Genomic DNA, 24252 nt, shown 5'->3' on the forward strand with positions numbered 1-24252 from the left:
TCATTAAAAATTTATACATCATGTCAAAAAGTACACTTTATGACATAGCTAAAAAGCTAGATTTTTTCATTTCAAAAATACAACTTAATCGTATTCTAAACACGTCAGCATAGTTGTATATGTTTTAAATACGATTAAGTTGAGTAGTTACCATATATCAATAGAACTTTTATAAAAAATAACCTTACGTATTTGTAAGGTTTACGTAAGGAAAATGAATAGTAGTCTGCCCTCATTCATAGTACTGTAGGAAAGAAATGTAACAACTACAAGAGGGGAGCAATGATTTTGAAAAATAAACACATACTAAATATATGTAGTGTATGTATAGGTATGATGTCATTACTAACAATACCTATACATACTTCAGCAGAGACGGTGACTTCTAATCAACAGTGTCATTCTACAAATCCATTGGATTTTCATTCAACATGTAAATCAGAAGCAATAGCATGGGGAAATGAAAGATTTAACTTGTGGAATAAACTTACTCCACAAGTAGAGAAAGATGCGATACGAGGATATACTGCGCTGGATTATGGTAGGATTAACGGATATCTTCGTTCGGATTATTATGATATCCTAGATCAAGAAAAAGTAGAGCAGAGTATTAAACAGATAGATCGTGCGTTTTCTAGGGATAGACTACATGATGATATCATAGTCTATCGTCGAGTAGGTGAGAGGGCATTTGGATTACCGGAAAGTTCATTAGTGAAACGTGATGTAAAAGAAGACGATTCAGTTAACAGTACTTCAAAGATAGATATGGAAAGATTTAATTTTTTTAAAAATATATTTCAAGGAAAATATAAAAAAGATCCAGCGTATATGAGTACTAGTATTGTGAAAGATGCAGCGGCAGGATTTGATGAATTACCTATTTTACTGAAAATTCATGTTCCTAAAGGGGTCCCAGCTATTTATGTAGCCCCTGTAAGTCAGGTCCCTGAAGAAATGGAACTACTTTTACCGAGAAATAGAACATATAAAGTTATCAATATATCACCCATAGTCGAAAAAGATAAAGAATATGTAATGCTCGATGTTGAGATTTTAGATATCGAATCTAATTATCGAAATAAACGTTCTACCGACATTATATATGAAGACAGTTTACCATCGCTAGCAAAATAGTATCAATTAACGTAATATGCAGTTTTTGTATTTTTAAAATCAATGTAATAGTCCTATTGTATTTAAAGTAGTAAACAAAATAAGCGTCCATCTGGATGCTTATTTTGTTTGTAAAGGTATGGATAAAAAGATGATTTATTGGAATGATGTAGTATGAAGTATATATCTTTTGTATCTCAATATATAACTAATCCAAGAAATGTAGGTGCTGTACTTCCCGGTCCAAAGTTTCTTGCAGAAAAAATGATGGAAAGTATCAAATTTGAGAAAGCTAAATATATTAGACCTCTTCGAAAATTAAAACCGGATAGGAATTTATTGCAAAAAAATCCTAAAAAACACTTGGAAAAATGCGAGCTGACCAGAGAAGAAAACAAGCAAAATCAGGCACTAGCTATCAAGTACATCTTACTTATGGAATGTATAACTTTGAATTTTGATACTGAATAATTAATTTTCGAAGAGGTCTATTGTTGAATATGGACCAGGTACGGGTGTATTCACTGAAAAATTACTTGAAAAACGAAATTTGAATATCACTCTCTTATTAGTGGAAAATAATAGAGAGTTTTATTTAATATTGAAAGAAAAGTTTGCAACAAAGAAGAATGTATTCATTGTATGGGGGTCTGCGAAAAATACCGATGAGTATTTAAAAGACTTTACTATTCCTTATGCAGACTATATTGGTAACTACTCAGCCACCTTTCGGTGTCTTTTTTAAATTTTACTAGTTTCATATGCCTCCCATTTGTAAATACTGAGTATATCAAACAGGGGAGGTGAATCTTATGGTCGATCGAAAAATTATTTTAGATACATATAAAAAAGGACCTGAAGCTGTTATTTCTTTATTTGAAGAAACATTTTCTAAGTTAGAAAAACGTATACAAGAACTAGAAAATGCTTCAAAAAAAAACTCCAAAAATAGTCATAAGCCACCTTCTACAGATGGTTTGGGTAAGCCCGTTACAAAAAGTTTGCGCAAACCGTCTCATCGTCAAACGGGTGGCCAGTTGGGCCACAAGGGACATACTCTTGGTTTGACAGCGACTCCAGATCATACGATTACACATTCTCCTACATATTGTACTTGTTGTCATACTTCCTTGAACCACGAGCCTGTAAAAGGGTATCGCATTCGCCAAGTGTATGACTTACCACCTATTCAGATCGAAGTGACAGAACATAAAGTAGAACAGAAAGAATGCCCACATTGCCATTCTATCCAAGAAGCCCAATTTCCTTCGACAGTATCTCGTCCTGTTCAATATGGTCCAAATATAAAAAGACTGATTCCCTATTTAACGCATTATCAATGCATTTCTTTGAAGCGAACAAAAGAATTCTTTCAGGATTGTTTTGGACATTCTATAAGCGAAGGAACCCTGGTAAATCATACACAGGCTTTCGCTTCTCAATTGCAGCCATTCATAAAAGAAGTAAAGGAAAAGATTCTGCAGTCTCCTGTTGTCCATTTTGATGAAACTGGTATGCGTGTAGAAAACAAAACACAATGGTTACATACTGCCAGTACACCGGAGGTGACATTGCAACATATTCATCAAAAACGTGGAAAAGAAGCAATGGATGCTGGAGAAATCTTGCCATCTTTTTCTGGAATTGCGATGCATGATGGTTGGAAATCGTATGATGCGTATACAGATTGTCGTCACGTTTTATGTAATGCCCATCTCTTACGAGATTTACAAGGAATTATAGATAGTACTGGAGAACAATGGGCACAACAGATGCAGAAATTTCTAACGCAAGCGTTGACGATGAAAAAGCAATCCGAAGGTACCATGCCAAAAGCGACGCAAAAGAATCTGTTTATTATGTATCAATCCATATTGAAAGAACAACAGATTCTTTCCACGAAACAAAAGAAGAAAGGAAAGCAGACGCCTTCTCAAAATTTATGGAATCGCTTCGTCAAGTATTCTGACAGAATTCTAGGGTTTTTAGAACATCCAGCCATTCCATTTGATAACAATCAAGCAGAACGGGATATTCGGATGACGAAAGTAAAACAGAAAGTGTCTGGGACTTTCCGAAGTAAGAAAGGCGCAGAATCTTTTTGTCAGATACGAAGCTTTATGAGTACCATGAAAAAACAAAAACAATCGGTCTTACAAGCGATAAACCAAGTCATAGAAACTAGAACGGTTCCTTGGAATAACACGACTTCATAAGAGAATTTCTCTATTTGGCATAGATTCTTTCTCTGATTGGAGTATTTTCTTTTCATGTTTTCGAATCGGAAACATGTATTTGGCCTGTTTTTTTATTTGAAGAAGCTGAGTAGTTACCTATATTGTTTCAAGCATTCCTTTTGCTAGTCTACCTCAACATATTTCAGATGAAATCTTATTCACTACCACCAAAGTGTTAAAGACAGAGGAGGTATTTATTACTTTTCAATATACAAAATTTAAAACGAAGTTCCTTAAGCAGTTTTTTTCTAAAATAGATGTGAAACGGGAGCTTAGAAATGTACCTCCAGCTTATGTCTTTAGCTGCTCAACACAAAAAAACAAGGAGGTGTATTATGGAAACTAATATTCTTGTTGTTGATGATGATAAAGAAATCAGAAACCTTATTTCTGTTTATTTGAAAAATGAAGGTTTGCAAATTCAAAAAGCTGAAGATGCTATTGAAGCTTTTAGATTATTGGAAGAAAAAGAATTTGATCTCATTATTTTAGATGTTATGATGCCTAACATGGATGGAATTGAAGTATGTATGAAAATTAGAGAAGAACGAACGATTCCAATTATCATGCTTTCTGCAAAATCAGAAGACATGGATAAAATTCAGGGGCTTACTTCTGGTGCGGATGACTATTTATCCAAACCGTTTAACCCATTAGAATTAATTGCTAGAGTAAAATCTCAATTAAGAAGGCATTCAAAATACAACATTACAACGAACAAGCATACACATAGGATTGAAATAGATGATTTAACTTTACACACAGATACACGCCAAGTATGGGTAAAAGGTAAAGAAGTGAGACTCACTCCTAAAGAATTCGATATACTGGAACTTCTTGCTCGCAACAAAGGGGTTGTCTTGAGCATAGAAAGAATATATGAAACTGTTTGGAAAGAGGATTTTTATAAATCGGATAATACTGTAATGGTACACATTACAAAGATTAGAGGTAAACTAGACGAAGATGCCAAGAACCCTCTCTATATTAAAACCATCTGGGGGATAGGGTATAAGATATGAGAATGTTTGATTTTCAAACTAAGTTAATGGTAAAACTTATTATTGCGGTAGCAATTAGTATTGTTATCACATTTGGTGTGACAATACTAAGCTTCTTGAGTTTATTATCTATTAACAGTCCAAGTTTCTTTTTGAATATTACCTCCCTTTTTTCAGTGGTGATAGTCACCTTTATTAGTATATTATGGTTAATAGTAAGAAGAAAATTATTATATTTGAAATCCATTACAAAAAGTGTTCATGATATTGCTAATGGAAAACTGGGTTTAACAATTAGAATAGAGAGTAGGGATGAATTGGCTCACCTTGCAAAAAATATCAATTATATGTCCAAAGAACTAACGAATAAATTTGAGTACGAAAGAAAATTAGAAACGATAAAAAATGAATTGATTACAAATATATCCCATGATTTACGTACACCTTTGACATCTATTATAGGCTATTTAGATTTATTGAAAAAGGGAAAATATAACACTGAAACGCAACTTCAAGAATATATTGAAACCATTTATTCAAAGTCACAGAGATTGAAATATTCAATTGATGAGCTGTTTGAGTATACCCGTTTATCAAGTCCTGATACTAAGTTACACCTTAATAAAGTTGATTTATCAGTGTTATTGGAGCAATTAGTTGGAGAATACACTCCTATATTTGAGAAAGAAGGTTTAAGTGTTAAAAAATCGATAACGAACGAAAACATACCTATTGTCATGGATATAGAAAAAATGGTCCGCGTTTATGAAAACCTGTTTATAAATGCGATAAAATACAGTGTAAAACCATCTGAATTATCAATATATCTCGAATGTGTTGGCAACAAAGCAATTTTAAAAATATCAAACACCGCCGAAAGGCCTCTCGTAAATGATGTAAATCAATTATTTGAGCGATTCTTTATGGGAGATCAAGCTAGAATAAATGAACGAGGAACTGGTATTGGACTGGCTATCTCGAAAAGAATTGTTGATCTTCATAATGGTAGCATTTATGCAAAATATAAAGACGGACGGATAACCTTTGTTATTGAGCAACCTAGAAATATATAAAGGGGCATGGAATTTAGAATTCTATGCTCTTTTTATGTCGTAATTCACTGTACATTTAAAAATTTAAGTCTGGTGTAAAATAGGGTCTCTGTTTAGAAAAAAGTGGAGATATCTCTCCTTAAAAATATCTCATTTAGGACGCTCCTCACCCTATTCTATAAAGGAAAGACCTATTAGACATACAGGATATTCGTACTCTATACCGATACTGGGATGTTCTTTTCCAGACTCTCAAAAAATGAGATAAGTTTCATTCAGACGGGAAAAATTACCGTTCTTGTAACGTAGCTAAAAATTTAAAGTTTTACCTATAGATCTTAAATTTTCTATTTTTGTTAAGAAAACTTAAGAAATATATGCAGGGTTTATTAAGAAATTCCATTTATAATTCAAATTATCTTACAAAATAATTAGTACAGAGGTGAAACTTATGAAAAAAAAATCTTATGTAAATACAATATTATGGATATTAGCCCCATTCATAACGATTATCAGTCTTTTATATATATTAGAGCACAACATAATCTCATATCCGATTATTGTTGGTATTCTTGTTATTCCGTATATTATAAATGTTTGCTATTTTATTTATAGTAAAAAAGCTGACTTATAAAAACAAGCTATTAAAGTTCTTCTCTTAGTTTGAATCATAAACTAGGAGGCGTTCTCAGAATTTGATTTGCATGAAAAACGAAAATAGGAGGATATATATGATAAAGCCAGTTGTAGATGTAAAAAACGTTCAAAAAGTATACGGTAAAAAAGGGGATAACGAATCACATGCATTAAAAGGTGTCTCATTCTCCATTCAAGAAAGTGAGTTTGTTGGCATTATGGGACCATCTGGTTCGGGAAAAACAACACTATTAAATGTTATTTCAACCCTCGATAAAGCAACAGGCGGCGTTGTTGAAATTGCAGGTACGGATATTACAAAAATGAAGCAAGGTGAGCTTTCAGATTTCCGTTCACAAAAGTTAGGATTCATCTTCCAAGACTTCAATTTATTAGAAAACTTATCTATTTATAAAAATATTGCACTTCCACTTTCGCTTCAAGGTGTTTCATCACATAGGATTGGACCGAAGGTAGAAAAAGTAGCCGATATGTTAGGAATTTCAGCAATTCTACAAAAATATCCATCTGAAGTATCTGGTGGACAGAAACAACGCTCAGCAGCCGCACGTGCATTAGTTCATGAACCGGCCATTATTTTAGGGGATGAACCTACGGGAGCCTTGGATTCTAAAAACGCAACGAGTTTACTGGATGCCATGACAAACTTAAATACAGAACAAGGCGTTTCAATTATGATGGTTACACATGATCCATATAGTGCAAGTTATTGTCAGCGTATTTTATTCATTCAAGATGGTGAGTTATATAAAGAAATTCATCGCGGTGGTACACGCGAAGGTTTTTATAAAGAAATTTTAGACGTGCTGGCAGACTTAGGCACACAAAAAGCATAAGAGGAGGCCTAAGGACATGTTATTTAAACTTTCTATGTCAGGGCTAAAAAGTAAGTTACAAGATTATATTGTCTTACTCATTGGTCTTATTATATCTATCTCAACTTTTTATATGTTTCAAACGTTAGCACTCAATAAGGCGTTTCTTAACTCTAGCTCCTCTATTAAGGATATTGCATTTGTATTCTACATTGGTTCCACGTTGCTAGCGATTATCACATTTTTCTTCATTTTATATGCAAACTCTTTTTTAATCTCTCTTCGCCAAAAAGAGTTTGGTATGTATATGATGTTAGGAGCAAAAAAGCATACGGTTACACTACTTATGTTTATTGAAACAATCCTATTAGGCGCAGCGTCTCTTGTGATTGGAATTACAATTGGTGTAGGACTTGCATCTGGTATCGGACAGTTACTAATGAAACAGTTAGAATTCTCTGGCGATGGGTATCAAGCATTTTACATACCATCTATGACTGTTACTGGTATCTTCTTCCTTGCATTATTTGTACTATCAGCAGGTATGAATAGTATTAAATTAGCACGGATTTCTGTATTACAACTTGTACATGCAGATACACAAACAGAGCCTGTCACAGTAAAAGGGAAACTGACATCTGTCGTTGCATTACTTGGTCTGATTTTGCTAGGTATTAGTTATGCATCACTGATTTATATGAGACAGGGAAAGGGGCCGGAGATTCTCGGATTCATGGCTCTTGGATTAATTACAGCAACAATTAGTACTTACATGTTATTTGGATCACTTCTCCCCGTTATGATCAAAAAGTTAAAGAGTAATAAAAAACGTAGTGAAAAAAGGCTTAATGCTTTTACGTTTGCTCAATTAAACTTCCGCATTAACAGTCTAACAAATGTGCTTGCTACGGTAGCGATGTTAGTGGCTCTTGGAGCTGGTGGAATCTCGTCGGGTCTAGCATTTAAAAATAACATTATGCCGATGGTTGATACAGTGGGAATTTACGATTCAGTCGTTCATAATCCAACAGCGGAAGAAAATAAAGTTTTGAGTGGTATCCCATTTAAAGAGAAAGTTGAATATCACTACAAAGTAGATGATAAGTATGTTTACTATATAAAAGAAGAGTTAGAAAAAAATCGTCCCTTAGCAAAAGATTGGACAAACATGTTACCGGGACAAAAAAGGGTTTCAGAAGACTTACCCATGGGTGCATTTTCAACAAAATGGGGTAAAAAAGATGCGAATACGAAAAAATTACCAACACAATGGAGCGACGCTTTCAACACTATTCAGCCAGATTATATATATCCTAATCATGGCATAAAAATTGTAGATCAACACATGTACAATAGTATGGAGAATAGAGAAAATACTGTATTTATGGGGAAAACAAATAATTTTGAAGCATACTTAAAAGAATGGAAAAAACTTGACGAATTACAAGTAGTTAAATATACAAATGTGAAATCTGAAGCACTATGGGGTAGTAAGTATCAAACGTACAATTCTTTTTATAGTGCTTTCAGTGGATTGATGTTTATGGGCATATTTGTCGGAATTGCGTTCTTAGCAATGATGGCAAGCTGCCTGATGTTTAAAGTTCTGTCTGGTGCATCAAAAGATATTACACGTTATCAAATGCTTCGTAAAATTGGTGTTCGCCGAGAATTATTAACAAAATCGATTTATAAAGAGCTATTCTTTGTATTCTTATTCCCAGCAATTGTGGGTATTGTTCACATATTAGTTGGTATGAATATGTTCAGCGGTCTTTTAAGTAATCCGTATGCCCGCATTTGGTTACCACTTGTGATTTTCGTAGTGATTTACTTGATTTACTACCTCATTACAGTTCAATTATATAAAAGAATTGTACTTCCGAAAGAAAAGTAATGTAAATATGATTTATATGAAGTGTCAAAATAATCAGCCCTCATGTATTGATTATTTTGAAGGAGGACAAAAAAACTGGAAATAAAAAAAGGACTCGCACTATGGTTAAACAATTGGTTCTTGTGCAAAAAAACTCAAATTGTATCATCTCTCTCAGAACAGATTATTTCAATAATCTGTTCTTTTTCGTTCGTAAAGACATGTGTAAGCCGGTTCATGCAAGGTCCCTCACTAAAGGGAGAATAAGATGAAAAATAATTCTAAAGAATGAGGTCAAACTTGCCGTGCGTAAATATATGTACTTTTATAATCATTAAAGATTTCAAAAGAAATTAAATAACCTGAGTCCATATAAATATAGAACTCAGGTTGCTTAGTTGCGCTTTTTTAATACTGTCTACTTGATAGGGGTCACTGCAAAGAAGCAACCTCTTTTTTTAAGAAGGATTGCTTTCTTGTAAAGTATATTCGTATTCTTTGACTCTTCTATAAAATGTATTAGGGGTACAGCCGAGATACGTGTAAGAATAGGGTATAGACTTACTTTTATTTCCATGGGACAATAAAATATAACGAACTTATTTTATTAAACCGTGTGCATGTATGATGTTATCCATTTGTCAATTATCATAAAATGGGCATTTCTTACATTTTATGATAAAATCTTATCGATATGTTTTCAAATTTTGAAATCGTAACAAAATGTATATTATGTTTGTTCATTTGGTATATATATTAAGCCCTTTGTTGTTAAAAGTGATGAGAGCGAGTTACATGCCATTTCAAATTGTGTTTTCGAAGTAAGGATCGTTAAGAAAATGGCATGAAATTTAGTATCGCCGAATGCTTGAGATATATTTTCATAAGGCATACATAACGTTGTTGCGATTTGTTTTGAAAATAAATATGCTTGATAGTTATTTTCTACACCAAAAATTTTGATATGTGGATATCGGTTTTGTAGTTCTAACAATGTTGCACCACATCCTGATCCGACATGCAAAATCTTTAACTCATTTTTAAGAGGGAGATTATGTTGTAATTGATCGATTAAGCTCATACATATAGTTAAATCTGTTGCTGAGAAACCCCACTTTTTTTAAAATTTTTGGGCATTTTCAGTTAAATTCCGCGCATATTCTTGTATATTTTCTTTCCAAGACAGACCGCCATAATGATGTATAAAAGGGTTCTGTTGCAAAACTTTTGAAAGTAAGCTAAACTTTTGCAAAACAGATTGAGGAGCATCTAAAATGAGATATTTTAAAGGGAAACAATTCAAGAAAGATATTATCTTGGTAGCCGTCGGCTACTATTGTCGTTTTTCTTTAAGTTATCGCGATGTATCTGAACTGTTGAAAGAACGTGGCATATCCGTTCATCCCACAACTATCATGCGTTGGGTACATGAATATGGAAATCTAATCTATCAAATTTGAAAGAAGAAAAACAAATCAGCACACCATGCTTGGCATTTGGATGAAACTTATATTAAAGTCAAGGGGGAGTGGCGTTATCTTTATCGTGCGATTGATCAAGAAGGATACACCTTGGATACCCAACTTCGTAAAACAAGAGACCATCAAGCCGCTTATATGTTTATGAAAAGGTTAGTGAAAGCTTTTGGAGAACCAACGGCTCTCACAACAGACAAGGCTCCTGCTCTACTTTGTGCACTCAAAAAACTGAAACATAGTGGGTTTTATGTGCATACGAAACATTGTACTGTTAAGCATTTCAATAATCTTTTCGAACAAGATCACCGACATGTAAAACGACGTTTTGTTAAATCCGCAGGATTTCAAACTCTTCGTCATGCGTCACGTACCTTGAAAGGAATCGAAACGATTCATGCTATATACAAACAAAAAAGAAGTCAGATTCCAGACTTCTCTTTTTCGACGTACAAAGAATTACAGCAATTATTCAGAATTTCTTAAACGATAACCGTAGTTTATAAATAGGCTTAGTTTTTTTCAAACTTTGCAACAGAACCGGTCTACAGCAAGAACACTGTGATTAAGCCTTTATGGACAACTCATTAGTATCCTATTTATGTTCTTCTACTATATTTAAAATGAGAGAACTCCTATTACGTAAGAAACAGAAAGAGCTAAGTGAATATAAAGCGATGTACATAATTCAGGATTATTTTTACTTTTTCACCAAGCATTACAGAAGAACACCCAAAAGTTATCAACTGTTTAACCTCCTACAGCACAACGGACGAAAATCTCATCGATATGAGAAAAAGACAGACTTTGATATTTTGGGTGTTGTTTATGAGTATACCACTTCTACTCATCAGGTAGCATAGTAAAAAAATTGAAATCCGTCAGGGTTTATTTGATATGCCTACTGTTATAAAATCTATAATAAATAATAAAAAACTACGTGGAAAGACCGTATTTTGTCTAAATATATACTTTAAGTTAATGGATGTGAGGTTTTACCCCTGATACGTTATTTAAGGTAATCGAATCTCAAAATCCCCTAAAAAACCCAATTCTCCTTGATAAATTAGTTTTCCTTGTCGAATTAATTGGGCTACTCGAAACCTAAATAAGTATCCCCTATACAATGATTACTTTCTCCCATTACTATCCCAACAATCCGGGATGCCTTTTGATATTCCTTTGATGTATTTTCTAAAATAAATGTATCATAATAATCTTCAGATACTGCTACTATTTTTCCATTTAATAATATTCTTAATATATCTTTCGTTTGAGACCATTTTTCCCAATCATTTATTAGACTGTTAATTGTTAAATGAGATATGTTTTTTTCATTTGAAGAGCATCTAGAATTGTTTCTTGAGGTATTCCACCTAAACTTCTTACCACATTAGGAATTTCTTTATCCCGTAAATCGCGCACTTTGTATTTGATATGGCGACTGTACTCTGTTACATTCACTTCTTCAAATTGAATATTTTTATTTTGAAGTAAAAATGCTACAAATCTCAAACCAATTTCATCAGATGTATTATTACCATGCCATAAAATTACTTTACTACCAGTTGGAACTTCTAGTGCAATTTGTGAGTTTTTTTTAAGATTGTTTCAATCCAATCTAAACAATCTTTATCTAAGGTTGATCCTGTTTTTGTTAGTACTTCTTTTAGCCATTGTTTTCTTTCTTGTACTCCTTCATTAGACTCTAATTTATAAATAGGTCCTGCTAAAAAATCCTCATTAATACAAATGATTTGTTCGTTTTGGTATTCATTACTTTTATGAAAAATGCTTTTTAAATTTTCATGTGCAGAATCTCCAAAGCTAATATGTATAACTTTCATATTTCATTATCTCCTTTGTACCTAATTACATATACATTACATTTTCTTAAGAACATTATTTCTTATGTACGCCCAGTAACAACGATGAATTCGAAATAAAGATTTCCATATTTTAAATAACAGCTCAATTTGCCAACGAAGTGAATATTATACCGTAATTCCTTGTAAAAGCTTCCTACGCTCTTCTGTATATGTAATCCCTTTTTTCTTTTCACGAATAGCTCGATCACGTAAGCATTTTTGTTTTTGTTCCTCCGTACATCTGTAAACCACAATACGAGTAGGCAGTTTGTCTTTACTCCCTACATATACATCATGTAACTCATACACTTGACCATGTCCTATCCTTTCAAAACATGTATTAACAGTTCAAAAAGTGGCATAAAACTTATGAAAAACGTTGCAAATTATTTTTCCACTCATGGATGCTGACTTTAGGTCTAGCAGACAAATAATTTGTTACGACTTTGTAATAAAGGGAGTGTCTCTCGTCCTTATTTGAGTTTTCCATATGTTAAAACACGCCAAATTTTTCAAAAGGCCCTTGTTGAAATTTTTGTAACCAAATAAAACTAAAAATCGTGAGTATTGTAAACACAATGCAAACAAGCACCAAACTTTGCATAATTGTATATCCGTGTGTCCAACCTAGTAATAAGATGAAGAGTTTAAGCAGGAATGCATGTCGGGTATCTTTGCCCATCCCCTCGAAAAGGGGGAATAAGAAAAATTATTGCGAAAAACCCTTATTTATAAGGATTTTTCGTTACTCATAGAGTATGTGTTTCAAAACATATACAACTATGCTGACGTGTTTAGAATACGATTAAGTTGTATTTTTGAAATGAAAAAATCTAGCTTTTTAGCTATGTCATAAAGTTATACTTTTGGACACTGGGTATAACACCTAAATAACATAGTCTTATTCCCCCATTTCGGGGATTTGGGCAAAAACACCCATTATGTGATTGTAGGTGGCGACTGGAATCAGCTACTGTCAGATATTCAGTTACAAGACCCCGCATTTCTAGCCGCCTGGCCCAAATGGTTAGTGCGATTACCCCAATATTTTACAGAAGGAGGATTTCAATGGGCTGTAGATTCTTCTGTGTATACGGTACGCGATAATCGTACGGCATACATCAAAGGAAAAAGTTTTGTGACCATTATTGATGGATTTTTCGTCTCACCTAATGCGGAAATCCTTCCAGTCAAGGGACACGATTTACAGTTTACACATAGTGATCATAATCCTGTGAGTGCTGTTTTTCAATTACAGTAGAGCGGAAAACATACGTTTGAATAAACGTTTAGGAGACGTGAATAAACATGAAACAAGCATATACAATTGTTGTTATCGGAGCTGGTACAGCTGGAATTTCCTTGGCTGCTCATTTACTCCGTCATGCCCCTGTATTAAAAGAACAGGTGGCCATCATAGACCCTGCTCAAACACATTATTTCCAGCCACTATGGACCTTTGCGGGAGCTGGGATTGTCAAAAAAGAAGCAACAATGAAAAAGCAATCCGACCTCATTCCAGAAGGCGTACATTGGATACAAAGGAAAGTTGCGGAAATAAGTCCGGGAGAAAACAGGTTGCTGCTAGAGAATGAAACTATTATTGCCTATGAAATGTTAATTGTAGCTGCGGGTATTCAAATTCATTGGGATCACATTAAAGGATTGAAAGAAGCGATTGGAAAAAATGGGATTTGTAGTAATTACTCGTATGACTATACGGATGCAACCTGGAGAGAAATCCAACAATTTAAAGGAGGAAACGCCATCTTTACGCATCCGAATACCCCTATCAAGTGTGGCGGTGCACCTCAAAAAATTATGTATTTAGCCGAGGAATACTTTTGTCGCCAAGGTGTCCGGGAGAAAAGTAAGATTATGTTTCAAACAGCAAATCCACATATTTTTCATGTACCTCGCTATGCTTCCTCTTTAGAAAAGGTAATTCAGAGGAAACAAATTATAACGAGCTTTCATCAGAATTTAGTAGAAATTAACGCGGAAAAAAAAGAAGCGATTTTTGAAGATATACAAACAGGTAATAGAGAAAGCATACCGTATCACCTCTTACATGTTGTCCCGCCTATGGGACCACCTGATATGATCAAGAATAGTTTACTAGGAGACGAAGAAGGATGGGTAGATATAAACCCTTATACACTGCAGCATGTACGGTACCCCAATATATTTGGGATTGGGGATTGTACCAATTTGCCAACTTCTAAAACGGGGGCGGCTATTCGAAAACAAATCCCTGTTGTAAGAGAAAACCTGTTGGCATTTTTACAGGGACAGGAGGTACAAGCGACATACAATGGCTATACATCTTGCCCCATTGTCACGGGATATAAAAGTTTGATTTTAGCAGAATTTGATTATCATCAGGAAGAACAAGAAACATTTCCGTTTGATCAATCAAAAGAAAGATATAGTATGTTTTTGTTAAAGAGATATGCACTTCCCTTTCTGTATTGGAAATATATGCTGAAAGGCTTTGTATAAGAAATAAAACATTGTCAAAAGGAATTCTGGTTAAAAAAGAGTTTGAAATATAAGGGGGCTGATGTATGTTATTAGAATGTTTTTATCATGAAAAATTGGCTCATGCTTCTTATATCATGGGGTGCCAGGATCACGGAGTGGCCATCGTTATCGATCCAGGACGTCACATCGAACAATATATGGAATTTGCTAGAAAGCGAGGAGTAGACATCATTGCGGTAACGGAAACACATATTCATGCTGATTTTGTATCTGGTGCAAAGGAGCTTGCATTATCTTGTAACGCAATGTTTTATGCATCAGCTGAAGGGGGAAGCACGTGGAAGTATCAGTATCTCGATCAAGTGCCATACCATCTTGTCAGAGATGGCAGTGAATTTCATATTGGTACGATCCAATTTCAGGTTATTCACACACCAGGACATACGCCTGAAAGTATCTCCTTTCTAGTCATAGATACAAAACAGCATAATGAAACCAATGATAAACCGATAGGGATTTTTACAGGAGATTTTCTATTTGTTGGTGATGTGGGTAGACTAGATTTATTAGAAACCGCTGTGGGTATTCCACATCATGCGAAGGATAGCGCCAAAGACTTATTTCATTCGATCCAAAAAATCAAAACGATGCCGGTATACCTACAAATTTGGCCCTCCCATCGTGCTGGTAGCGCATGCGGAAAATCATTAGGCGCCATTCCCTCTTCTACAATGGGCTATGAGAAACTTTTTAATTGGGCCTTTCAAACAGAGGAACAAAATTCTTTTGTGAGACATGTATTAAGTGGACAGCCGGAACCACCACCTTATTTTTCTAAAATGAAACGAATCAATCAAGCTGGTCCGCCGATTCGTACACAGGGTCTCATAAAAGAAATACATTCTTTCCCTGCATGGCAACAACTAGCACATACAGACCAACAAATCATTGATACAAGAGAACCAACGTTTTTTGCATCTGGTCACGTAAAGGGGTCCCTGAATATTCCTTATAACCAGTCTTTTACAACCTGGTGTGGTTGGCTCCTAGAGGATAGCCAGGACCTTATCATCGTTATCGATCCTCTATCTGCAAATATAAACGAGGTACGGAGAGATTTGGAAGCAATTGGACTAGATCGTACGATAGCCTATATGCCTTCAAACACACTGGAAGATATAGAGTCATTAGAGACGTATGAAGAAAGAACTGTTCAAGAATTGTTTCCTCTTATACAATCGGGAACCCATCCCGTTATTGATGTTCGAAATCAATCGGAATGGAACGAGGGACATCTTCCGCATGCCAAACATATTACGCTAGAACACTTGACAGAGCATGTACAAGACATTCCAAAAAATCGTCCGATTATTGTACAGTGTCGTTCTGGTATACGTTCCGCTATTGCAGCAAGTATATTACAGAAACATGGTGTAAAGGACGTAATAAATGTACAAGGTGGATATTTAGCATGGCTAAAGGCGGAATTCCCTATTTGTAAATAAAGAGATAGAAAAGTACAATCATCATGCGCAAGGATGTAGGATGAAAAGAATAGTGAAAAGGGATAGGCATCTATAAAAAACCGTTACATTTTGTAATAAAACAAATATAACGGTTTTTTATGTATCATTTGAATTTGTAAATTACTCTATACGATAGCTTGATACATTAAGTGCTTATTGTATCACGAATTTTCTGTGCAGTATTTCTTATCTTTCCCGTCCTGCTGTTTGAGTTGCTTGAAATTCCATTTTCAAAGCAATACTATCTCCTTGGAACATATTTTGATCGTTTTCATTGTCTTCAAATATAAACTTCATCCAAAACCAATCCATTTTCCCAGGTTGTAACCCTCGTGATTCCGTCCACTTGGATGCAAATACTTTCTTTGAAACGACTTCTGATCCTTGTTCTTTTAGCTCCGCAAGGGTTGTTTCATAAACAGGGCTCTTTGCTGGGTCCCAATCCCAAAGGAATTGTACTTTTATATGCTTACCAAAATCATCTGCCTGATTATTTTTTAGAACATCGTTTACCGTATAATCTATTTTCATCACAACATCTTGAATAGCTAACGTACCACTATTTTTTAAGTTGAATTTTTTTAATATTTTATCCCCTGGTTTCAACTGATTTAAATCCAATGAAGTAGTAGGTTGCATAGCTAAATCTAATGTACCCGCCGTAAATGAGTTATTCGTTACCACTTGATCGCTAAAATAGGCATATGTTCCCCCACCGATGAAAGATAAACCAAGAGCGGCAGAAACCACTCCTACCCCTAATTTCTTTTTGAATGACATATTTTGTTCCTCCTATTCTATTTCTAATCTATGTAAGAACCCCTTGATATAGATATAGCACGAATAGAGAGAAGTTTATATGGAAATCAAAACATGACATATTGAGAAAATTCTATGGTCATCTTGCTTTTCGAAATGCATCGCTATACAAAGTTACGTGTATCCCTAACATCTTGCTACTTTTCATTTTTGCTCTCAAGTATAAAATACCTATCCACATGATTTTCTCAAAAATAAATGCTGGAATGTAGCATATAACCCTTATGAAAGCTATTTTTATAAAGGTAAGGGGTGAAAAGAATGAGGTTACAGAAGAAATCTCGATGGATTTTATTGGGGGTATTTCTAGTATTACTACTAATAGGAGTGGGATATACTTCCATATTACGACAAGACAATCCAAAACCGATGAAAAACGCACTCCCCGTGCAAACACCAGAAACTGCGATTAAACATGCTGTTTTACAGGAACTATCTCAACAAAAAAAGACACTCGGGGAAGAATCACAGATTACAGATACACAAGTGCAGGTTAATGTGAAGCGGTTATCCAACGATGAGAACTGGGCATTTGGATCTGTAGTGATATTGGCTCCAAATGTAACAGGAGCATTTCCAGAAGGAAAACTTTTCATTGCAAAACAATCTACTGCAAATTGGAAAGTTGCTTTAGAAGGAGTGGATTTATTCAGTGAACTCTCACAACAAATTCCCAATGCAATGATGAGCGTGCAAGAAAAAAAGACATTTTCTTTACTTGGGAATGCGCAGGACTCCTCACAAAATAGGACTGAACTTCGGTTACCTTACGAAAAAGGACAATCTTGGGTGATGTCTGGCGGTCCTCATGGATGGTCAGGATCAGATAGACCCTATAGTTCTCTTGATTTATATGGCGGAGACCAACGCGTGTTAGCTGCGGGAGATGGCATCGCTTACACCATGTGCGCAAATAACAGAGGCTGGATCCGTATCTATCATGAAAATGGATATGCCACGGATTACTATCATTTGTGGAATAATATGATACCAAATGGTCAGCCAGTCCAAGAAGGAACCTTTTTAGGGTATACGGGGACGGATGTATCGTGTGGTGGATATGCAAGTGGTCGCCATGTGCATTTTTCCCTCTTGCAGGGCAATACGCGTATCCCTTTACATGGAAAAGAACTAGGTGGCTGGGTATTCTTTGAAACCGCTCCTTATAATGGCTATGCGATGCATGGGAGTACAATGAGATATACAGGCAATACTTTGTATAATTACGGAAAACTTCTGGCGAATCAAGGAATTGTAGATGCCAATGGAGGGCGTACAGTAAACCTTCGTACAGGCCCTGGTACGAACTATTCGGTTGTAGGTTCTCTTCATGATGGAGAGGTTGTAACGGTTTCTTGTACCGTAAATGGGGCGACATTTACTGGTCGTAAGGGGAGCACAAATAGATGGAATCAACTCACAAATGGGTATTGGATGAGTGACGCCTATCTGTATACAGGTACCAATGATGCGATAGCTTCTTTTTGTAACAAGTAGCGCATCATATATGTATGTAAAATGAAAAATTGAGAGGTTCCCTTACATGGAATAGCCTCCAATTCGGATGATTCCAATCATTATTTTTATTAAGATAGAACCCAGAATCTCTTCTTATACAACAAACAGAAGGTACTTTGGTATACGCCTCTGTTTGTTGTATGTATAAAGATTCTAAATTCCATAGCTAGCATACAAGTTTATAAAAAATAAAGTTCTATTTTCTATTACTTATGTTAGGAATCTTTATATTTAACGAATAGCTGCGCCATTTGGTATAGCATTTTTCATCCACTGAGGAAGCATAGCTGCCTCTGAATGAAAAGCATACTTGTTCAAGATAGACGGACTCGTAATCCAGCGTTTCATTGGTTTTCCAGTCGCATCTTTATCAAGAAAATAGAGGAACGAATCCTTTTCAAACCGTACTAATCCCATATCCGGATCAATACTTCTTCCATTTGGAATCGTATGTAAGCTTTGAAATTCTAATACCCCATCCCAATTTTTAAAAATACGATTATACGTATCTGAATCTGTAATGTAACGTTTCATGCCTCTATCCACTAAATAGATGGCTGGTTTTCCTACTTCCTTTACACGATAGCCATTATAGACATATTGGTCATTTTGTAGAAATTCTTGGTTCATAGCAGTCTTTTTTTCTTGACCAGCTGCATGGGCTTGCGGTGCAACAATGATACTGCAGCCAATCAAGGCAGCTAATGTAAATTTTGATAACCCTTTCATCATCTTTTCCACGCCTTTCACTTTTAATTGTAGAATGCAGACATGTAAGACATTCTCAGAAGTTCTTTCCACGCTGTCTATTATAATAAGAGCGTTATCATTTTGTTATCATTTTTTATGTAGAAATACAGGGAATCTATTGAGAAAATAAATAGGCATATTTCTAATCCTATATGTTCGTTTGTCTACAAAATATGAATACATACTCGTACACCATCTGTTACTGCTGAATATGAAAAGGACGAATTGTATCTATGTTTTATCAATAGCTTAAGCCCTGTTTATAATTCAGTGGGGCTTATATTTTGCAATGTTATATTCCGAAGTTCTATATTTTTACATATTTTCCCGCTTTTTTATACAGAAAATTTCTAGTATTTTTTTATAAGTAAGCTGTTATGTAACTTATTTTGTAAGAGTAGGAAACAAAATAAGTTTTTTAAAGAGACTTTCTATAGAAGGTCTTTTTTTTCTTTCTCATCTATGCTTCAAGAAGGAAAATACAGGAGTATAGTTAAATACTTATAGTGGTGTCATACACCATTTTTTTAAAACCATCGAAGACAAACCGAATATATCATCTAAATGAAGAGGGAGCGGTCCGATGGAATTAGAACAAGTTGTGCGCAAATATGAAACAGATTTATTACGTTTACCTTATGTTGTAGGAGTAGGAATGGGATTTGTACAAGAAAAAGAAGTGATTCAAGTATTTGTTTCGAAAAAAGTACCACGTTCTCAATTAAAAGCAGCGGAACAAATACCTACACAATTAGAAACATACCCAACGAACATTATAGAAGTGGGGACCATTACAAATCATTACACGGGATAAGGAGGAGAGTGTTATGGGGAAACATTCAAATATAAAGGTGTTGACTGTTCAGGAACAACAAGACATTCAAAAAGTGCAGCAAGATGTAGAGGATGCTTTCTTACAGTTTCGGAATGTAACAGGTATTGGAGCTGGTATTCAACAGGTAAACGGGGTTATGACAGGCAAACCCTCTTTACTTGTATTTGTAGACCAAAAACTACCTATTGAAACATTAGAAACGAATCAAGTCATTCCGAAAGAAATAAACGGAATCAAAACCGACGTCATTCAAACAGGATATCTATTTGCTGGGAATCAACAAACATTACAAGTTGATACACAACGTCCAGCCAAAGGGGGATATAGCGTTGCTCATCGAAATGTGACGGCTGGTACGATTGCGACTTGCGTATATGATATATTACCGAATGGTTCTACCAATCCGCCAGCACATGGATATGGTATCCCAAATCAATACTATATATTAAGTAACAATCATGTATTAGCGAATAGTAATAACGCGAACATAGGCGATCCCATTTTACAACCTGGTCCAATTGATGGGGGAAGCGATCCAACAGATCGGATTGCAACCTTATCAAGATTTATCCCAATTACCTTTTCTTCACAAGTACCACTTGAAAATCAAAACAATCTCGTTGATGCCGCGATTGCAGAAGCACCTTTTCATCAGATAGATCGTTCAATTCATTGGATTGGTTCTGTGCAAGGCTGGCGACGAAAACAAAATGTTACCGTCGGTACACGCGTCATGAAAACGGGACGGACCACAAATCATACACATGGCGTCATCACTGCAGTAAACGCAACCGAAGATGTAAATTACGGAAGTGGTAGGGTTGCACGGTTTCGAGATCAAATTGTCACAACCAACCTTTCTTCAGGCGGAGACTCTGGCTCTTTAATCACGACAAATGATGGCGTTGCCATTGGCTTGTTATTTGCTGGTTCAGCCTCAGTTACAATCGCAAACCAGATCGAACATGTACGATCGTTACTTGGCATCGAAGTGGCAGAAAACATATTATAAACCTGTTCTACCCATACGAGACCTATTCAACATCTAATCGCTATATGTTATATAATTCTTTTTCTAAAACAAATGAAAAAACGAACACCATGTAATCTTTTTCAAGGCCTTTACAAGGATTTCAAACAAAAAGTACGCCTTGGTATCAAAACCAAGGCGTACCAATCAGGATGATGAGCAAGCACATATTTACGGAACAGGTACTCATATGCTAATTACTCCGGAACAAGATAATAATCTATCATACTTATATATATGACAAGATAAAAAAGATGGGATTAGACTATGTACCTAGTACTTTTAATAATTCTATAGCTGCTGGAATAACAGCTCCTAAAAATGTTAACACAGCGATTGTGATGGCCATATGTATAAATCCCCTTCCCTAATAAAGAATTTTTCTTATTATAACGTTGAACGGATATAGATGCAATAGTTTTTCAACTTTTCAGAAATTATATTTGGTACTAGGAATCACTCGACCCTAAAAAATTGTATATTAAGGAATATTTTCACATGAAAAAGGATGATTCTTTTCTATATTAAAAAATCAGCCCTTTTGCGACAAAGAAATAATAAAAAAAAGAACCCACTTATTATAGTAAGTTCTTTTAAATATTTTTCGAGTTTAAAATTCCAAAACAATTCAAATGAAACCCATGAGAATAGTATGGTAATTTTATGTGTAGTATGATAATATATGTATGAAAAAGAGTAGAGAATTTATTGTTGAATCCAATGAATTCTGAAGAAAAAGCTCATTTTCCACAAGAAATGAGCTTTTCTTTTTCAGACTAACAATTGTGTATCACTTCAACTTTATTAGGGGAAAAGATTGGAAGAAAAGTTTAGATTGGTTACATTTTTGCATACATGTAAGATAAAGTGAATTGATAATATTTATGCTGATTATTTCGAAACTTAACTTATGGTTTTGCAAGTTATTTTGAAGATGGCATAATATAAATATCAACTTAAACGCATAAGTATTTTCTAAAACACATAAAATCAAAGAAGAGATGCTGTCAACATCTCTTCTGGTAACTATAGTCGCAAGGTGGTTGGTTACTAAATATTATTTTCTTTTGGTAGACCTCCCACACTTTCGACGGCGTAGAGAGGTCTTTTTGCGTTTTTGCTAAATTTTCTGACAAGATTATTTCTATAAGCTATTTCGCTTGTTCATCAAATAACACTTTTTCTCGTGCTTCATGTGCTGGTAATAAAAGTAACCAACGAGCGAATTCATTTTTTTCTTCTCTCCATTGCTGTAGTAACTTTGGAATTTCAATACAATGGATTTCTAAAGCTTTGAGTAACACCTCTTGATGTTGCCTGCTCCAAAACTGTCCAACAGTGTGCATATCATCATAATGAGGAAAGAGTTTAAAATCTAATAGATTGATGGTAATCGTTTTTCACAAAGAACGGTAAGGCATGCCCTATTCTAATTGAAGTGGGATTGCTAAAATAATGCGTGATCGCCGCTTGTATATTGGCAAATTAGTTGAATAAAGCGGCTGCGCAAGGATAATGGGCGTATGGGTACAATTATATATTTTAAATAAAAAATAAGACATAGATTATTTCACTTCTATGTCTTTATCGTTCTACTGAGTATTCTTTTATGATGGCTACTATTTGTTCGAAGGTGTATTCCTTATTAACCATATTCACAGTAAAGTCTTCAGCGAACTTTTGTCCCATTACTAATTTATAACCATTGTAACCTAAAAATAAGTTCATAGCTGTGAATGCAGTTCTTTTGTTTGCATTAAAAAAAGCATGGTTTTTCCCTATTGATTCGAATAATGCGGCTGCTTTTTCAAAAATCGTAGGATAAGCATCATCTCCAAATGCTGAAGATTTAGGACGGTCTACCGCAGACTCTAAAAGCCCCAACTCTTTTACACCTACGGGTTCACTTGGTGTTATTCTCTTAATGACAATTTCATTAAGAAGGATTACTTCGGTTGTTGTTATATATTTTACTGCATTCATCTTACTACTTCTTCCTCTCTAACGGTTCGCCAAACCTTTTAGAGTTTCATCATATCTTTCGAATACATCAGAAACAATATCCAAAAACATAGGGTCAACATCTTTAGGTAGCGATACCTTCTTTTGTTTTTTGATAATAATTTCATCATTATTATCATTTACTTCTAGACTAACGATGTCACCCAAATTAACATCTAACAAATTCATAATTTCTTGCGGAACAGTTATTCCTAAAGAATTCCCTATCTTTGTTACCTTTCTTTCTACTGGTTTCATCGTTAGTGCACCTCCTATAGTTACTACAGTCATTTGAATTTCCTCACTTTGCAGATACCTACTGACAATTACTACGTGATATTGTCAGTAGGTATCTTATTTCCTTTTAGTTTGTTTTAATACGACATGTTTGTCTGTGTTTATTCCTATCTTTCTTGTTATAGCATCTTGTTGTTATTACGTTATAATTATACTGTATAGTATTTACATTTACAAGATATCTATGCTCAAATTCATAAAGTTCGAATATAAAGTTGGATGTATTTCCTTGAACACTTCTACATCTTTTGACACTCCCACGGCTAAAGCCACAAGTCCTACACCTTACGGTGTAACAGATAGGATTCCTGAATGAGAAAACGTTGGCAGTCCATTTTTGTTTTGAACAGCCTTCAAGATGGGGGGGTCCTCCCCCTCCTAAGACAAATCATATAGGTTCTTCGGCTGATCGACTGTTACCGCCAACCACAGTTGCGTAGCGAATATTCATCGCTCCAACGATATCGCGGTGTTTCTGAAATCCGCATGGACACTTATATTTTCTATCTTTCGCCTTGTTCTTCTTCGTGCATTTGGGACATGTTTGACTTGTATAAACAGGATTCACATATTCAACCTGTATACCAACTAATTTCGCTTTATACTCGATGAATTGCGCGAAGCGAAAATATCAATATATAACATACTTATATGTATTATGATTCTGAACATAGTATGAGACACATTATCGAGTTACTAGAGTTGGAACCTTTTTGTCCATTACTATTCAAAAAACATAATGAGAAATCTGTAATTAAAATTGAATTTTCGCTTTTAATAATTTAAAATAAAGTGTAAGATGAATGAATTTTCTGTCATCTAAACCCTTGTGTACTAAAAAGTATAGTATAGCTAGAGCACAAAAGAAAGCTGCATAATTTAAAAAACAAAACTC

Annotated in this window: 21 protein-coding genes and 8 pseudogenes; 17 read left to right on the top strand and 12 right to left on the bottom strand. The window is 34.8% G+C overall.

The genetic code is table 11. The features are described from left to right. Positions 1 to 282: 282 nt before the first annotated feature. The 9 genes and pseudogenes from AC3WVZ_RS30385 to AC3WVZ_RS30425 all read left to right on the top strand — a co-directional run bounded on the left by AC3WVZ_RS30385 (position 283) and on the right by AC3WVZ_RS30425 (position 8775). A complete protein-coding gene (locus tag AC3WVZ_RS30385; protein ID WP_233936891.1) occupies positions 283 to 1137 on the top strand; it encodes an ADP-ribosyltransferase in 855 nt (284 codons plus the stop codon). Positions 1138 to 1290: 153 nt separating this feature from the next. Next, positions 1291 to 1587: a hypothetical protein gene (locus tag AC3WVZ_RS30390; RefSeq protein WP_233936892.1), complete on the top strand. Its 297-nt coding sequence runs from the start codon at positions 1291 to 1293 to the stop codon at positions 1585 to 1587. Between the two features lie 19 nt (positions 1588 to 1606). Then, positions 1607 to 1825: pseudogene (locus tag AC3WVZ_RS30395) on the top strand (SAM-dependent methyltransferase); the annotation flags it as partial. A 103-nt stretch (positions 1826 to 1928) separates the two neighbouring features. Further along, positions 1929 to 3332 carry an IS66 family transposase gene (gene tnpC / locus AC3WVZ_RS30400; protein ID WP_233935200.1) on the top strand — a complete coding sequence of 468 codons (1404 nt, stop codon included), beginning with the start codon at positions 1929 to 1931 and terminating at the stop codon, positions 3330 to 3332. A 118-nt stretch (positions 3333 to 3450) separates the two neighbouring features. Further along, a pseudogene (locus AC3WVZ_RS30405) lies at positions 3451 to 3699 on the top strand (SAM-dependent methyltransferase); the annotation flags it as partial. Then, positions 3689 to 4375 (top strand): response regulator transcription factor, encoded by a 687-nt coding sequence (locus AC3WVZ_RS30410; RefSeq protein WP_233936893.1) that lies wholly within the window; start codon positions 3689 to 3691, stop codon positions 4373 to 4375. The pseudogene AC3WVZ_RS30405 and the gene AC3WVZ_RS30410, both read left to right, overlap by 11 nt. Further along, positions 4372 to 5427 carry a HAMP domain-containing sensor histidine kinase gene (locus AC3WVZ_RS30415; protein WP_233936894.1) on the top strand — a complete coding sequence of 352 codons (1056 nt, stop codon included), beginning with the start codon at positions 4372 to 4374 and terminating at the stop codon, positions 5425 to 5427. Before AC3WVZ_RS30410 ends, AC3WVZ_RS30415 begins: the two co-directional genes overlap by 4 nt. A 710-nt stretch (positions 5428 to 6137) precedes the next feature. Continuing rightward, entirely contained in the window at positions 6138 to 6899 is a 762-nt protein-coding gene (locus AC3WVZ_RS30420) for an ABC transporter ATP-binding protein (RefSeq protein ID WP_233936895.1), read from the top strand. 16 nt (positions 6900 to 6915) lie between these two features. Continuing rightward, positions 6916 to 8775 carry an FtsX-like permease family protein gene (locus tag AC3WVZ_RS30425; protein ID WP_233936634.1) on the top strand — a complete coding sequence of 620 codons (1860 nt, stop codon included), beginning with the start codon at positions 6916 to 6918 and terminating at the stop codon, positions 8773 to 8775. Between the two features lie 709 nt (positions 8776 to 9484). Here the strand turns inward: AC3WVZ_RS30425 and AC3WVZ_RS30430 are convergent. Next, positions 9485 to 9778, bottom strand: coding sequence for a hypothetical protein (locus AC3WVZ_RS30430; protein WP_233936636.1), 294 nt, complete (start codon positions 9776 to 9778; stop codon positions 9485 to 9487). Between the two features lie 250 nt (positions 9779 to 10028). Here AC3WVZ_RS30430 and AC3WVZ_RS30435 point away from each other — a divergent pair. Next, positions 10029 to 10715, top strand: a pseudogene (locus AC3WVZ_RS30435) (IS6 family transposase). A gap of 85 nt (positions 10716 to 10800) precedes the next feature. Then, positions 10801 to 11092, top strand: a pseudogene (locus AC3WVZ_RS30440) (IS4 family transposase); the annotation flags it as partial. 230 nt (positions 11093 to 11322) lie between these two features. Here the strand turns inward: AC3WVZ_RS30440 and AC3WVZ_RS30445 are convergent. From AC3WVZ_RS30445 to AC3WVZ_RS30465, 5 genes and pseudogenes are all read right to left on the bottom strand, one after another. Beyond that, the gene (locus AC3WVZ_RS30445) at positions 11323 to 11556 is read right to left on the bottom strand and encodes a DUF3658 domain-containing protein (protein WP_345743027.1); all 234 of its coding nucleotides are present in this window, start codon (positions 11554 to 11556) and stop codon (positions 11323 to 11325) included. Next, entirely contained in the window at positions 11544 to 11816 is a 273-nt protein-coding gene (locus AC3WVZ_RS30450; protein WP_425594322.1) for a DUF1835 domain-containing protein, read from the bottom strand. The genes AC3WVZ_RS30445 and AC3WVZ_RS30450 overlap by 13 nt, the downstream gene beginning before the upstream one ends. Next, positions 11807 to 12076, bottom strand: coding sequence for a DUF1835 domain-containing protein (locus AC3WVZ_RS30455; RefSeq protein ID WP_282082061.1), 270 nt, complete (start codon positions 12074 to 12076; stop codon positions 11807 to 11809). The genes AC3WVZ_RS30450 and AC3WVZ_RS30455 overlap by 10 nt, the downstream gene beginning before the upstream one ends. Before the next feature lie 36 nt (positions 12077 to 12112). Then, a pseudogene (locus tag AC3WVZ_RS30460) lies at positions 12113 to 12412 on the bottom strand (transposase); the annotation flags it as partial. Between the two features lie 178 nt (positions 12413 to 12590). Next, entirely contained in the window at positions 12591 to 12779 is a 189-nt protein-coding gene (locus tag AC3WVZ_RS30465) for a DUF418 domain-containing protein (protein ID WP_425594314.1), read from the bottom strand. 246 nt (positions 12780 to 13025) lie between these two features. On the opposite strand from AC3WVZ_RS30465, the pseudogene AC3WVZ_RS30470 reads away from it, so the two are divergent. The 3 genes and pseudogenes from AC3WVZ_RS30470 to AC3WVZ_RS30480 form a co-directional block, all read left to right on the top strand. Further along, a pseudogene (locus tag AC3WVZ_RS30470) lies at positions 13026 to 13358 on the top strand (endonuclease/exonuclease/phosphatase family protein); the annotation flags it as partial. A gap of 41 nt (positions 13359 to 13399) precedes the next feature. After that, complete coding sequence (locus tag AC3WVZ_RS30475) at positions 13400 to 14599, top strand: NAD(P)/FAD-dependent oxidoreductase (RefSeq protein WP_233936907.1); 1200 nt, start codon at positions 13400 to 13402, stop codon at positions 14597 to 14599. A gap of 65 nt (positions 14600 to 14664) precedes the next feature. Continuing rightward, positions 14665 to 16086 carry an MBL fold metallo-hydrolase gene (locus AC3WVZ_RS30480; protein WP_233936637.1) on the top strand — a complete coding sequence of 474 codons (1422 nt, stop codon included), beginning with the start codon at positions 14665 to 14667 and terminating at the stop codon, positions 16084 to 16086. A 207-nt stretch (positions 16087 to 16293) separates the two neighbouring features. Here the strand turns inward: AC3WVZ_RS30480 and AC3WVZ_RS30485 are convergent, their stop codons facing one another. After that, on the bottom strand, positions 16294 to 16887 hold the full coding sequence (locus AC3WVZ_RS30485; protein ID WP_233936638.1) for a TasA family protein: 594 nt from the start codon (positions 16885 to 16887) through the stop codon (positions 16294 to 16296). 300 nt (positions 16888 to 17187) lie between these two features. Between AC3WVZ_RS30485 and AC3WVZ_RS30490 the strand changes: the two genes are divergently transcribed. Continuing rightward, positions 17188 to 18423 (top strand): M23 family metallopeptidase, encoded by a 1236-nt coding sequence (locus tag AC3WVZ_RS30490; RefSeq protein ID WP_233936640.1) that lies wholly within the window; start codon positions 17188 to 17190, stop codon positions 18421 to 18423. A gap of 252 nt (positions 18424 to 18675) precedes the next feature. Here AC3WVZ_RS30490 and AC3WVZ_RS30495 read toward each other — a convergent pair whose 3' ends face one another. Next, positions 18676 to 19176 carry a hypothetical protein gene (locus AC3WVZ_RS30495; RefSeq protein ID WP_233936642.1) on the bottom strand — a complete coding sequence of 167 codons (501 nt, stop codon included), beginning with the start codon at positions 19174 to 19176 and terminating at the stop codon, positions 18676 to 18678. Between the two features lie 601 nt (positions 19177 to 19777). Between AC3WVZ_RS30495 and AC3WVZ_RS30500 the strand changes: the two genes are divergently transcribed. Together AC3WVZ_RS30500 and AC3WVZ_RS30505 are read left to right on the top strand one after the other, a co-directional pair. Then, entirely contained in the window at positions 19778 to 20008 is a 231-nt protein-coding gene (locus AC3WVZ_RS30500) for a hypothetical protein (RefSeq protein WP_065486461.1), read from the top strand. 13 nt (positions 20009 to 20021) lie between these two features. Beyond that, a complete protein-coding gene (locus tag AC3WVZ_RS30505) occupies positions 20022 to 21041 on the top strand; it encodes a S1 family peptidase (RefSeq protein ID WP_233936643.1) in 1020 nt (339 codons plus the stop codon). A 1172-nt stretch (positions 21042 to 22213) separates the two neighbouring features. Here the strand turns inward: AC3WVZ_RS30505 and AC3WVZ_RS30510 are convergent. From AC3WVZ_RS30510 to AC3WVZ_RS30525, 4 genes and pseudogenes are all read right to left on the bottom strand, one after another. Further along, a pseudogene (locus AC3WVZ_RS30510) lies at positions 22214 to 22483 on the bottom strand (PD-(D/E)XK nuclease family transposase); the annotation flags it as partial. A gap of 160 nt (positions 22484 to 22643) precedes the next feature. Further along, complete coding sequence (locus AC3WVZ_RS30515) at positions 22644 to 23042, bottom strand: type II toxin-antitoxin system death-on-curing family toxin (protein WP_078187467.1); 399 nt, start codon at positions 23040 to 23042, stop codon at positions 22644 to 22646. A gap of 18 nt (positions 23043 to 23060) precedes the next feature. After that, positions 23061 to 23318, bottom strand: coding sequence for an AbrB/MazE/SpoVT family DNA-binding domain-containing protein (locus tag AC3WVZ_RS30520; protein ID WP_078187468.1), 258 nt, complete (start codon positions 23316 to 23318; stop codon positions 23061 to 23063). A gap of 427 nt (positions 23319 to 23745) precedes the next feature. Further along, positions 23746 to 23988: pseudogene (locus AC3WVZ_RS30525) on the bottom strand (transposase); the annotation flags it as partial. Between the last annotated feature and the right edge of the window lie 264 nt (positions 23989 to 24252).

The organism is Bacillus sp. CPT56D-587-MTF (genome assembly GCF_058792335.1).

Excerpts from the sequence above, each read along its gene's own strand:
- tnpC (WP_233935200.1), top strand. The coding sequence starts at position 1,929 with ATGGTCGATCGAAAAATTATTTTAGATACATATAAAAAAGGACCTGAA.
- AC3WVZ_RS30490 (WP_233936640.1), top strand. The coding sequence starts at position 17,188 with ATGAGGTTACAGAAGAAATCTCGATGGATTTTATTGGGGGTATTTCTA.
- AC3WVZ_RS30425 (WP_233936634.1), top strand. The coding sequence starts at position 6,916 with ATGTTATTTAAACTTTCTATGTCAGGGCTAAAAAGTAAGTTACAAGAT.
- AC3WVZ_RS30520 (WP_078187468.1), bottom strand. The coding sequence starts at position 23,318 with ATGAAACCAGTAGAAAGAAAGGTAACAAAGATAGGGAATTCTTTAGGA.
- AC3WVZ_RS30410 (WP_233936893.1), top strand. The coding sequence starts at position 3,689 with ATGGAAACTAATATTCTTGTTGTTGATGATGATAAAGAAATCAGAAAC.
- AC3WVZ_RS30500 (WP_065486461.1), top strand. The coding sequence starts at position 19,778 with ATGGAATTAGAACAAGTTGTGCGCAAATATGAAACAGATTTATTACGT.
- AC3WVZ_RS30495 (WP_233936642.1), bottom strand. The coding sequence starts at position 19,176 with ATGATGAAAGGGTTATCAAAATTTACATTAGCTGCCTTGATTGGCTGC.
- AC3WVZ_RS30385 (WP_233936891.1), top strand. The coding sequence starts at position 283 with ATGATTTTGAAAAATAAACACATACTAAATATATGTAGTGTATGTATA.
- AC3WVZ_RS30465 (WP_425594314.1), bottom strand. The coding sequence starts at position 12,779 with ATGGGCAAAGATACCCGACATGCATTCCTGCTTAAACTCTTCATCTTA.
- AC3WVZ_RS30480 (WP_233936637.1), top strand. The coding sequence starts at position 14,665 with ATGTTATTAGAATGTTTTTATCATGAAAAATTGGCTCATGCTTCTTAT.
- AC3WVZ_RS30515 (WP_078187467.1), bottom strand. The coding sequence starts at position 23,042 with ATGAATGCAGTAAAATATATAACAACAACCGAAGTAATCCTTCTTAAT.
- AC3WVZ_RS30390 (WP_233936892.1), top strand. The coding sequence starts at position 1,291 with ATGAAGTATATATCTTTTGTATCTCAATATATAACTAATCCAAGAAAT.
- AC3WVZ_RS30415 (WP_233936894.1), top strand. The coding sequence starts at position 4,372 with ATGAGAATGTTTGATTTTCAAACTAAGTTAATGGTAAAACTTATTATT.
- AC3WVZ_RS30485 (WP_233936638.1), bottom strand. The coding sequence starts at position 16,887 with ATGTCATTCAAAAAGAAATTAGGGGTAGGAGTGGTTTCTGCCGCTCTT.
- AC3WVZ_RS30505 (WP_233936643.1), top strand. The coding sequence starts at position 20,022 with ATGGGGAAACATTCAAATATAAAGGTGTTGACTGTTCAGGAACAACAA.
- AC3WVZ_RS30420 (WP_233936895.1), top strand. The coding sequence starts at position 6,138 with ATGATAAAGCCAGTTGTAGATGTAAAAAACGTTCAAAAAGTATACGGT.
- AC3WVZ_RS30455 (WP_282082061.1), bottom strand. The coding sequence starts at position 12,076 with ATGAAAGTTATACATATTAGCTTTGGAGATTCTGCACATGAAAATTTA.